This window comes from Brevundimonas sp., assembly GCF_041648055.1.
In the GTDB taxonomy this organism is placed as follows: domain Bacteria; phylum Pseudomonadota; class Alphaproteobacteria; order Caulobacterales; family Caulobacteraceae; genus Brevundimonas.
Map to the genome: position 1 here is coordinate 234,516 of NZ_JBAZPS010000001.1, position 11,716 is coordinate 246,231.

An 11,716-nucleotide genomic window follows, 5' to 3' on the forward strand; every position below is an offset into this window, starting at 1 on the left:
GCGCCCCCTTTACCCCTGCCAGTTGCCGAGGTCTGCATCATTGCCCTCGCCCCCCTCCTTGCCGTCCGCGCCCAGAGAGTAGACGTCGAACTGACCGCCATGCGCACTCTGGCGGCGGTACTGGTAGGGGTTACCCCACGGGTCCTCGGGCAGGCGACGGATATAGCCGCCCTGGCGATACCGCTCCGGCTGGGCCAGGCCAGCGGGCGCGGTCATCAGAGCGTTCAGGTCGTCAGGAAAGGTCAGATTGTCCAGCCGATAGGTCTCGATCGCCTGCTCCAGCACCGAGATGTCCGCCCTGGCCTTGCCGACCATGGCACGGTCCTGGCTGGGCAGGACATTGATCGCCACCACAGTCGCCAGCAGGCCGATGATCACGATCACCACCATCAGTTCAACCAGTGTGAATCCCTGGCGTTTCTGACGCTTCCGGGCATTGTTCAACTTACTCATCTCACTCACTCCTCACCCCATCGCCAGGGTATTGATCTGTAGGATCGGCAGCAAAATCGACAGCACGATCAGCGCCACCACACCGCCCATGACCACGATGATCGCCGGCTCCAGCAGGCTCAGCATCACGGCGGTGAAGGTGGCGAACTCGCGGTCCAGATAGTCGGCGGCTCGGTCCAGCATGGGTTCCAGACGCCCGCTGCTCTCGCCCGAGGCGGTCATGTAGACGAGGATCGGCGGGAAGACGTCGGCGCGGCGCATGGCGGCACTCAGCCCACCGCCCTCGCGCACGGCATCGGCCATGGTCTCGGTGGCCAGACGCAGGCGGCGGTTGGACACCGTCCGCGCCGTGATCGTCAATCCCTCCAGCACCGGCAGGCCCGAGGCGATCATGGTCGACAGCGTCCGCGCCATGGTCGCCCCGTGCAGGTCGCGGCTCAGTCGTCCGACAATAGGCAGTTTCAGCACCAGAGTGTCCGCCTTCAGCCGGGTCGCCGGGTTGCGCAGGGCCACCGCCACCCCGACCCCCGCCAGCACCAGCAGGAGAATCGCCAGCCATCCCCAGGTCTGCATCGCCTCGGACAGGCCGATCACCAGCCGCGTCAGCAGCGGCAGAGTCTGGTTCATGCTGTCGAACTGATCGACCACCTTGGGCACCACAAAGGTCATCAAGGCCCCGATGACGCCCAGGGCCACGACCGCCAGAACTGCAGGATAGACCAGGGCGGTGATCACCTTGCCGCGCACCGCCTGGTCCCGCTCCAGCCCATCGGCCAGCCGCTCCAGAATGGGCTCCAGCGCCCCCGAACTCTCGCCCGCAGACACCATGGCGCGATACAGCGGCGGAAACGCCTTGCCCTGTCGGCCCATGGCCTCGGACAGGCGATGCCCCTCCAGAACGCCTGCATGCACCCCTTCCAGCACCGCGCGCACGGCCGGGCGGTCCGCCTGTAGCGCGATGGTCCGCACCGCCTCCTCGATCGGCGCGACGGAGACGAGCGTCGCCAGCTGCCGTGTGGTCAGGGCCCGGGTGTTGGCGTTCAGACGCCCCCCGGCTTTCGCCCTGCCGTCCGCCTTGTATACCGTGCGGCGGGTGGGGGTGATCTCCAGCGGCATCAGCCGACGCCGGTCCAGCGCCTGACGCGCCGCCCCTTCGTCCGCTGCGGTCAGGGCTCCGCTGACCGTGCGGCCGGCCGCGTCCACGGCCACATAGTCGAATGCCGCCATCAGCCGACGGCCTCACGTACCGGTTCGACGACGTCGTGCGCCTCGGCCGTCTCCTGACGCGTGACCCGCACCGCTTCTTCGACCGAGGTTGTGCCGTCCAGCACCAGGGCTCGCGCTCGCCGGGTCAGCGTGCCGGACGCATCGAAGGCCACGGCATTGATCGCCTCTTCCTCGGCCTCGGCGGCAATCAGGCGGCGCACGCGATCGTCGACCTTGATCAGCTCGTACAGACCGACACGACCGACATAGCCGGTCTGGTTGCAATGGGCGCAGCCCTGGGGCCGCCACACTGTCTGACCGGCCTTAACCCCGACCAGCCGCGCCGTCGCCGCATCCGCAGGCTCTGCCCGCCGGCACTCGCCGCACAGCCTGCGCACCAGCCGCTGCGCCACGATCAGCCGCAGGGTCGAGGCCAGCAGGAAGGGCTCCACCCCCATGTCGCGCAACCGCGTGATCGCCCCGGCCGCGTCGTTGGTGTGAACGGTCGATAGCACCAGATGTCCGGTCAGCGAGGCCTGAACGGCGATACGCGCCGTCTCCACATCGCGGATTTCCCCGACCATGACCACGTCCGGGTCCTGACGCAGGATGGCCCGCAACCCCGCTGCGAAGGTCATGCCGACCTTGGTATTGACCTGGGTCTGGCCGACCCCGTCGATGGCGTATTCGACCGGGTCCTCGACCGTCAGGATGTTGCGCGTTGCATCGTTCAGCAGACTGAGACCCGCATACAGGCTGGTGGTCTTGCCCGAGCCGGTCGGCCCGGTGACCAGAATAATGCCGTTCGGCTCCTTCAGCGCGGCCTTGAAAGCCTCCAGCGCATCCGGTGCCATACCCAGCTGATCCAGGCTCAGGTCCGCCTGATCCTTGTCGAGGATACGCAGCACGACCCGCTCGCCCGCCCGCGACGGCAGGGTCGAGACCCGCACATCCAGCGTCTTGCCGCCCAGAGCCAGGGGGATGCGCCCGTCCTGAGGCACGCGCTTCTCGGCGATGTCCAGCCGCGCCATGACCTTGATGCGCGACACCAGCAATGGCGTGATCCGCGGATTGAGCGACAGCGCCTCGCGCAGCACCCCATCGACCCGCATCCGCACGGTCAGGGCGCTCTCGAATGGTTCCAGATGTATGTCGGACGCCCCGGCCCGCACCGCCTCGGCGATGATGCCGTTGATCAGGCGAATGACCGGCGCATCGTCCGCCGTATCCAGCAGGTCGGCGGCGGCGGGCATGTCGTCGATCAGACTGTCCAGGCCCGACGGCATCGACAGATCGTCGCCGTCCGTCGCCGTCAGGTGATCGCCGGCATAGACCTGTGACAGACGCCGGTCGAACTCGGCCTGGCTCAGCCGCTCGACATGCAACGGTCGCCCCAGGGCGCGGCGCGTCTCGATCAGGGCCTGAGGATCGGCACCTTCGCGCAGGCCGACCACCGCCACCTCGCCGGCATCCAGCAGGATGACGCCATGCCGCTTGGCGAAGCCATAGGGCAGTGTCGGATTGACCAGGGTGATCATGACGTCGTCACCGTATCACTGCGGTGCGACAGGATTGTCGACGGGCGGCAGCGGAGCCGCCATCACTTCATCTGGCGCGATGATCATGGTCGAGGGCGCGACCGGCGGCTGGGCCCGCATATAGTCGCGTAGCATCTCGTCCAGGCTGGGCTCGCGGTCAGGCACGGCCGTCAGCTGCTGCTGACGCATATAGCCCCAACGGTCGGCGGCGAGGGTCTGGGCGTCGGCGGCGCTGCGGATGATGGTCGGGCGGATGAAGACCATCAGATTGGTCCGGCCCCGCTGGCGGGTGGTCGAGCGGAACAGACCCCCGATCACCGGCAACTGTCCCAGACCCGGTATCGCATCGACGGCCAGACGGTCGTTTTGGTCCAGTAGGCCACCCGCCACGGCGATGTCGCCGTCGTCTACGACCAGGGTCGTTTCCAGTTCCCGCTTGTTCAGCACCAGGTCGTTCGCCCCGTCGGTCAGCACACCGTTGATGCTGGACACCTCCTGACGCAGGAACAGGGTGATGGAGCCCCCGGCATTGATCTGGGGCCGCACGATCAGCTTGACGCCGATGTCCTGACGCTGGGTCGTGCGGAACGGGTTGGAGTTTCCGTCCAGCAGGGTCTCGCCGGTCGTGATCGGCACTTCCTGGCCGACCAGGATCGTCGCCTCCTCATTGTCCAGCGTCATCAGCGACGGTGTCTGCAACAGGTTGGAGCCGCTGTCGGTCTTGGCCGCATTGATGATGAAGCCGAACAGGCCATCGCCGATCCGCCCCCCTGCCCCGCCGATGAAGCCGTTGGCCCCCAGCAGGCTATTGAGCGCCAGGTTCTGCAGCTGGGTCCGCAGGGGATCGTCCTCGTCCAGATCGGTCGCCGCCGCACCGCCGATGATGGGCAGGATTGGTGTCGCGCTGTTGGAATAGTTGGTCAGGCCGATGGGCGCGCCGTCTTCGCCCGCCAGCAGCCACTGCACACCCAGTTCCTTGACCGCAGTGTCGGACAGTTCGACCACGATGGCCTCGATCAGGACCTGCTGACGGCGCTGGTCCAGCTGGCGGATGACCTCGGACAGCATGCGCTGGGTGTCGGCCGAGCCGGAGATGACCAGGGCATTGGCTCCGGGGAAGCGCGCGATCGTGGCCCGCTGCCCCGGCAGAGGCGCGGCGGGTGCAGAGGTCGAAGCCGGCGTCACGTCGTCGGTCGTCGCTCCGGCGCGCGAGGTGCCCGGCTCACGCGGTGTGGCATTGGCGCTGGCCGCCGTCACCTGCTGGCCGACGATCTGTTGCAGCACGGGCAGCAGTTGCTCGGCATTGGCGTGTTCCAGGAACACCACCTTGACGTCGTCCGCCGACAGGGCCCGACGGTCCAGATCATCGACCAGAGGACGCACGCGCGCGATGGCCGAGGGGTCGCCCCTCAGCACGATGGAGTTGGAACTCTCGACCGGCGTCACCGACACCATGCCCGACCCCGGCTGTCCGCCCGGGGGTGCCAGAACCGATTGCAACACCGCTGCAATTTCGCGCGCCGAGGAGTTCTCCAGCGTCACGACCTCGAACCCGGTCCGGTCCACATCGATGCGGGCGATCAGGGCGCGGACGCGCGCCAGATTGTCGGCGAAATCGGCCACGACGATGCTGTTGGCACCGGGGTTGGCCAGCACCTGCCCCTGGGCTCCGACCAGCGGCCGGATGGTCTCGGCGGCCGAAGCCGCATCGATGTTGCGCAGGGCGAACACTTCGGTGGAAAACCGCTCGTTGCCGACCGTCGATGGTCCCTGCGCCGCGCCTTGGGCCGGGCTGATGCGATAGGCACCAGACGAGGTCGGGGTCACCACCAGGCCGTTGGCGCGCAAAGTCGATAGGAAGACCTCAAACAGCTGGGCCCGGCTCAGATTGCGGTCGCTGGACACGGTGACCGTGCCGGTCACGCCCGGATCGACGATGAAGGTCCGGCCCGTCGAGCGGGAGATGTCCTGGATGAAGGCGCGGATGTCGGCCCCCTGAACGTTCAGGGTCTGGCCGCCCGCCGACTGGGCATAGGCAGGCAGGGTCGCCAGCGGGGCCTGAACGGCCAGAAGCGCGGCCACGGCGGCCGTCAGCAGGGGGCGGGAACGCATCAGCGGCCTGTCCTTATGGTGGTGGTCTGCTCCACGCCGTTCCGCTCGAAGCGGATTTCAGCGCTGGTGCTGTTGGAAAGCTGGCCACGCAGGCCGGCAATGCGGGCCGGACTGTCCAGCGCCTGTCCATTGACGGCCAGAATGACGTCGCCCGAGCGAAGCCCCGCCGCCGCCAGGGCCGAGCCGTCGCCGGTACCGCTGACGGTAAAGCCGTTGATGCCGAGCCCCTGTATGCGAGGACGCAGGCCAGCCTGAGCCATCAGCCGCGCCGGATCAACATTGGGGCCCGTTGGAACATTCGCCGACGCCGGAGCCACGGCAGCACCTGCGTCCGCAGGCGCTGTACCTTGCGGCGTCACGACCTGCTGCTCGGCGGGTGGCGGAGGTGGTGCAGCCGCCCCCATAGGCAGTTCTGTGAACACCAGGCGAGTGAGAGACTCACCCCGCGCCATCACCACGTGATCGGAAGCCACCGATCGCAGGATCAGGCCCGGCTCGATCTCCTCGCCCACACCCACCGAGACCTGACGTCCGTCGGCCAGGCCGATGATGGCCGAGCCGCCTCCGGTACCGTCGGCGCGAACGCCGTAGAGCCGCATCTGGCTGCTGCCTTGGGCGGTAGCCTCGGTCAGGGCGCCCGGTGCGCCGGTTCGGAAGAAGGCGTCGAACCGCTGAAAGATGGAATAGTCAGGCGAGGCTACTTCGGGTGCCATGACCGGTCCGGCTGTGGAAACGGTCGGCGAGGCCAGGAAAACCCACACCAGCCGCGCGATCTGAATCAGCAACACGAGGGCCAGGCCGATCTCGATCCCCCGCCGCAGACGCGCCCGCCCGACGCGCGGCGCATCACCGGTCGGCCGGAGCTGACGGTTCCAGTTGCGAAAGGCGGCGATCACCATGACTTGCCCGACAGGGGCCTGAAGCGGCCCGCCGCGATACCTAGACCGATCGTCCGTATGCGGGCTTCACCGCCATGTGACGCCCGCGAGAACTTGCCGTGACGGTTAGGGGCAGTCCGGACGATATGACGCCAAATCGTCTTGAACGAAGACGAGGGATGGCTTGCTGCCACCCCTCGCCTGTCTCACATCAGAAGCGCGCGGTCAGACTGACCGATGCGCTGGATCCCAGCTCATAGTTATTGATCAGGATCTTGTTCCCCAACTCCTGGAACTCGTCATAGTCGGTGTTCAGCAGGTTCCGTAGCTCCAGCGAAAAGCCCAGATCCCGTCCCGCATATTCGAAGTCCTTGCGATAGACGAAGTCCAGGAAGACGCCCGGGTCCTGCACATAGTCGGGCTCGCGGCTGCCTGCGCTGCCTGCTCCGCGCGCCGTGATGCGCTCGCTGACATAGTTGACGATGAAGGTCGCCTGCGAGCGGGCTGTGTCGTCTTCCCAACCGAGTTGCAGGTTGGCGACATGCTCGGACTGGCCCTGAAGGCGGCTGCCGTCTTCGATGAAGAAGGTTGCGTCTTCATCCGCTCCGCCACCGCCCGGCGTACGAACGACATCGCCTGGCTCGACGTTCACCTCGGAGTCTGACCAGGTGTAGTTGGCCTGGACCAGCCAGCGCTTGTTGGCGATAAAGGACATGGCATTGTCGGGGAACTCGAAGAACTTCTTGGCCTCGATCTCGGCCCCGAAGATGGTCGCTTCCGGCGCGTTCAGGAACGACTGTTGACGCTGGTCACCCGTCAGGACGACCACCGATTCAACCGGCTTATCCAGTTGCTTGTAGAAGACACCGGCGGTCAGGAACTGCTGACGTGCAAAGAACCACTCGTAACGGGCGTCCAGGTTCAGGATTTCCGTATCGACCAAGAAGGGGTTGCCCGTGAACTCGCGGTCGCTCTCGGGGTCGATATAGGACTGCGGAGCCAGTTCACGGAACTGCGGACGCCCGATGGTCTGGGACGCGCCGACGCGAAACTGCTGGTCTTCGGCAAAATTCCAGGTCGCCGTGAAAGAGGGCAGATAGTACTGCTCTTCGATGCTGGTCGGTGCGAACGGAGCGGCACCGCCGAACAGGTCACGCGGGGTCACAGTCAGTTCGCCATCCTCGAAACGGACGCCGGCCGTGGTGCGAACCAACGGAATGATCTCGGCATCGACCTGAACATAGGCCGCAGCGACCGTCAGTTCTGCCTCATAAGCCCCGGCACCATTGGTGCCAGCGATCTGGCGCAGCTCGATCGTCGTCGGGTTTATGTTAAAGTCAGAGTACAGGAAGTCGATGCGTGATTGCCGCTGCTCGTCCGTCAGGCCGCTCACCGCCGCCAGTTGGAGGTCATAACGGGTCGCGTCGCGGCTGCTGTCTGTATAGGCGACGCCAGCCTTCAATACGATCTCGCGGAAGTCTGACAGCGGCAACGTGTAGCTGACGTCGGCCCCACCGGAGATGACATCCTCGTCCAGTTCGCTGAAGGAGATCTGGTTGGACGGATTGTGGATGAAGTTGCCGTCACCATCTACGCCGTACTGGAAGCGCGATTCATAGGGCGCATCGCGCGAGGTCTTGGCATAGGACGCGCGCCAGTCGAACTCCAGCGCACCATCCAGGAACTCATGCTCACCGGCCAGTTGGCTCGAGAACAGCTGACGCACGAAGAACTCGGTGTAATCATCACGCAGGACGCCGCCACCAACACTAAGGTCCGGGCCGACGCTGGAGCGAGCTTCCTTGGTCGTATTGCGAACGTAGAAATTCGTCCACTTCAGCTCGTGATTGTCGTTCGTCAGGGACAAGGCACCCAGGAAGTTCAGCTGGATGTCGTTCTGATTGGACTCGAACGCCTTGTCCGTGACGGGCACCAGAATGTCGCCCGAAAACTGGCCTTCCTGCTGACGGCCGCGGCGACCGCTCCAGCTGTTGTCATAACCGGCCACGGCGATCAGACCGAGAGTACCCAGGCTACTGTCACTGGACAGTCCGCCGGCGAAATCAAAACCGAAGTCGACGGGGGTCGTCTCACGCTGCAGAAGCCGCAGCGGGGCATTGACCAGGGACTGGCCCATGCGTTGCAACTCCGCCGTCGTGAAGTTGGCGCGATTGATCTGCTGACCCGACCGGAAAGCGATGGCGATGGGCGTCGGCACATCGCGGGTACCATCATCGAAGCCCGTGAAGTCAGTGCGCGATCCGTAGTAAATCAGGCCTTCCTTGTTGGTCGTCTCGGAGTTCGCCCCGATCGACGTCGACATGGTGAAGAAGGGCTCGTTTGGCGCGTCGACCGTACGCAGGTCGATCACCCCGCCCCCGAACTCGCCGGGGAAGTCGGCTGAATAGGTCTTCTGGACGGTGACGCTTTCCAGAATGCTGGCCGGGAACAGGTCCAGCGGAACGACGCGTTGCAGCGGCTCGGGGCTGGGCAGCGGGGAGCCATTCAGAAGCGCCGAGGAATAGCGCTCCCCCAAGCCACGCACATAGATGAAGCGCCCTTCCACGACAGTCAGGCCAGTGACGCGGGTCAGAGCCTGCGCTGCGCTCGAATCACCCGTACGCTGCAAATCTTCGGCCGTCAGGAAGGCAGCAACCTCGGCACTCTCGCGGTTTGGTTCGGGGATGTAGCGGCCCAGGACGACAATCTCGTCGAGCTGCGACTCCTCCTGCACCGGATCGGCCTGAACGGCAGGCGTCTGCGCCGTGGAGCTTTGCGGCGCGGTCGCTACGGGCGGCGGCGTCTGGGCATGCGCCATCCCGGGCGCGATCATCGCGCTGGTGGCCAGGAGGACCCCGCTCAGGGTCAAGGTAAGGGTCTTCATGATCTGCGCCTTGGAAGAGTTTAACAGGATACGCGAAAGCCGGAGGTGGCCCGGTTGGGCCACCTCCGCGCATCCGTCATCAGCAGGTCGCGCCGGACGTCAGACCGCAGGTCCAGCCCGTGTACCAGGTGTCGGCAGCGTTCTGGACGGCACCGATGTAGGTGGTGGCCGTGAAGAACGGATAGACCGCCGGAGCGTTTGCCGGTGTTACGGCGTTCTCGTTCGCACCGTTGATGAAGGTCAGCGTCTGGTTGGGTAGGCTGGTGCCCGACGGTGCCGTCAGGGTCGAAGTGCCAGTGGCCGTGTTGTTCGTGCCGGCGGTGAAGGCAGCCGTCGAAAGCGCGGTGTTGGACGGACGGTACGGCACGGCGCACGACATGAAGACCGAGTTGAAGGTCACACCGCTGGTGCCGGTATCGGCGTCGTTGATGGCCATACAGCCTGCGACCGAGCCGGCAACACTAGTGAACACCGAGTTGATGATCGTAGAGTCAGTACCCGTATCGAAGTGGGCTACAGTGTGAGCATCAATGGTCGCGTTGCGGCCGACCAGGGTCCAGTTGGCCATTTTCGGCTGCGAGACGTAGCGGTTGGCCAGCGGCGTCGAGGCGGGAGCAGACGAGAACTCGAAGCCGGCGCTGCGGCTGGTCGTGCCGGCCGGACGCTGGGTCACGATGCCGAACTGAGCACCACCGCGCCAGCCCGTGTCGGTGTCCATGCCATCGTCGTCGGCACCGGTAATGACGACGCGACGCAGATTGACGTTGCCGCCGAAGATTTCGATGCCGTCGTCCGAGCTGTTGTGAACCTGCACGAACTCGACCGTCGTGCCGGAGCCGACACCGGCCAGGGTCAGACCCTGAAGCTCATTGCCCGACGAGATTTCGAAGCCCGAGAACTTGATCTGAACATAGCGCACGCGGCCCGAGTTGTCGGCCGCGGTGTTGCCGCCGTAGAAGGCGCTGGTGCCCTCAACCGTACCGGTGCAGGTCACCGGCGCGGTCAGCTGGCAGTTGGCTTGCGGCGCACGGCCGGCCAATACGATACCGCCCCATTGACCCTGCGAGTTCTCGTTGGTGGTGCCCTCGACGTTCTGACGGCTGGTGAAGACGATGGGGCTGGTGGCCGTGCCTTCCGCGAACAGCTGCGAACCGCGGTTGACCAGGAGGTAGTCCGAGCCACCCGAGGCGAAGATGCGCACGCCGGCTTCAATGGTCAGGATGCCTTGCTCGCTACCGGCGGTCGGTGCTGCCGGGTCAATGCCGCGGTCCGTACCGACCGAGGTGCGGCCGGAGATGGAATAGATGGTGCCGGCGCGCAGCGGCACCGTCAGGGCACCGTTGATCTGTTGCGGCAGCTGGCAGACGCGCAGGGTGTTGTTGGCGATCAGGCCGACATTGGCGAAGCCGGTCGGGCAATCCGCAGCAGGAGTGCCGGGCGGGGGGGTGGTCGGGCCACCAGGGTTGGTACCGCCACCACCGCCACCAAAATCGCCTTCACCGGGCGAGGCGACTTCCGAAGAGCCGCAAGCTGCCAGAGCCAGGGCGCTGGCCGAGAGGGCGAGCAGTGTTGTCAGTCGAAAGCCGGTCATCGTTTTCACCGTGTCAGGTCCAAAGGATCATTCGACAGGTGGAACACAGGCCTCAGCCCGGCCCCGACGACGTATCGCCCCTCCTGCCCAGCCCTTGGCTAGACGCGGGATGTGACAGAGGGAGCGCCGAACCGTGACGGTTACGACGCGCTTGTGTGAACTTGTTTTCGCCATTCTGTGAAACTCAATCCTGATACGGCGCTATCGTCACAAATGGAGTGGGACACAGGCGACAGGACCGTTGCGCTGTCACAGGCACCGCGTTACGCCACTCCAAACCCACAGGACATCAACGCTTGTCGCCCACTCTCCTCGCGCTTGTCCTGGCCGGTCTGGGCCTCATCGCCGGAAGCTTTATCGGTCTGGTCAGCCTGCGTTTGCCGCAGGAACGCGATGTCATATTTGGACGATCTCGTTGCGGTGGCTGCGACCGGCCCCTGCCACCGCAGCGCATGATACCGGTCGCCAGCTATGTGCTGGCCAGAGGTCGATGCAGTGATTGCGGGTCGGTAATCCCTCTGCGCTACCCGCTATTTGAACTGGGCTGCGCTGCGGCGGGAGCATGGGCAGGACTCTCACAGCCGGACATCCTTGCAGCAGGGCTCACAGCCTTGCTCGGCTGGCAATTGATCCTGATCGCCGTGGTGGATGCGGAGCATTTCTGGCTGCCCGATGTCCTGACGTTGCCGCTGTTGGCTATAGGCCTGACCGCCGCCGCAGTCTTGCCGAGTGGCAATCTGGTGCATTCGGCCCTCGGAGCCTTCGTTGGCTTCGCGGGTCTGTGGCTTCTGGCCATCACCTACCGGCAACTTCGCCGAAGGGAAGGCCTGGGCGGCGGCGACCCCATACTTCTGGCAGCCGGAGGAGCCTGGGTCGCCTGGATCGGACTCCCCAGTGTTCTGTTGTGGGCATCAATTTCTGCCTTGAGTCTGGTTGCGGCCCGATGGGTTACAGGCCGCCCCGTGTCGGGCCGGGATCGTCTCCCGTTCGGCCCCTTTCTGGCCGTCGGCATCTGGCTGACATGGCTGCTCGGCCCTCTGGGGCTGTAGATGCC

The 11,716-nt window shown here is 65.5% G+C and carries 8 protein-coding genes; 1 reads left to right on the plus strand and 7 read right to left on the minus strand.

The features are described 5' to 3' along the window. Positions 1–9: 9 nt before the first annotated feature. The 7 genes from gspG to WC585_RS01080 all read right to left on the minus strand — a co-directional run bounded on the left by gspG (position 10) and on the right by WC585_RS01080 (position 10,662). The gene (gspG, locus tag WC585_RS01050; RefSeq protein WP_373255674.1) at positions 10–453 is read right to left on the minus strand and encodes a type II secretion system major pseudopilin GspG; all 444 of its coding nucleotides are present in this window, start codon (positions 451–453) and stop codon (positions 10–12) included. Positions 454–465: 12 nt separating this feature from the next. After that, positions 466–1,680, minus strand: coding sequence for a type II secretion system inner membrane protein GspF (gspF, locus tag WC585_RS01055; RefSeq protein ID WP_373255675.1), 1,215 nt, complete (start codon positions 1,678–1,680; stop codon positions 466–468). Beyond that, entirely contained in the window at positions 1,680–3,197 is a 1,518-nt protein-coding gene (gene gspE / locus WC585_RS01060) for a type II secretion system ATPase GspE (protein WP_373255676.1), read from the minus strand. The genes gspF and gspE overlap by 1 nt, the downstream gene beginning before the upstream one ends. A gap of 15 nt (positions 3,198–3,212) precedes the next feature. Next, positions 3,213–5,309, minus strand: coding sequence for a type II secretion system secretin GspD (gspD, locus tag WC585_RS01065; protein ID WP_373255677.1), 2,097 nt, complete (start codon positions 5,307–5,309; stop codon positions 3,213–3,215). Further along, positions 5,309–6,208, minus strand: coding sequence for a type II secretion system protein N (locus WC585_RS01070; protein WP_373255678.1), 900 nt, complete (start codon positions 6,206–6,208; stop codon positions 5,309–5,311). The genes gspD and WC585_RS01070 overlap by 1 nt, the downstream gene beginning before the upstream one ends. A gap of 190 nt (positions 6,209–6,398) precedes the next feature. Continuing rightward, a complete protein-coding gene (locus WC585_RS01075; RefSeq protein ID WP_373255679.1) occupies positions 6,399–9,071 on the minus strand; it encodes a TonB-dependent receptor domain-containing protein in 2,673 nt (890 codons plus the stop codon). A gap of 79 nt (positions 9,072–9,150) precedes the next feature. Continuing rightward, positions 9,151–10,662, minus strand: coding sequence for a hypothetical protein (locus WC585_RS01080; RefSeq protein ID WP_373255680.1), 1,512 nt, complete (start codon positions 10,660–10,662; stop codon positions 9,151–9,153). Positions 10,663–10,958: 296 nt separating this feature from the next. Here WC585_RS01080 and WC585_RS01085 point away from each other — a divergent pair, with 296 nt between their 5' ends. After that, positions 10,959–11,711, plus strand: coding sequence for an A24 family peptidase (locus tag WC585_RS01085; protein ID WP_373255681.1), 753 nt, complete (start codon positions 10,959–10,961; stop codon positions 11,709–11,711). Positions 11,712–11,716: the final 5 nt, after the last annotated feature.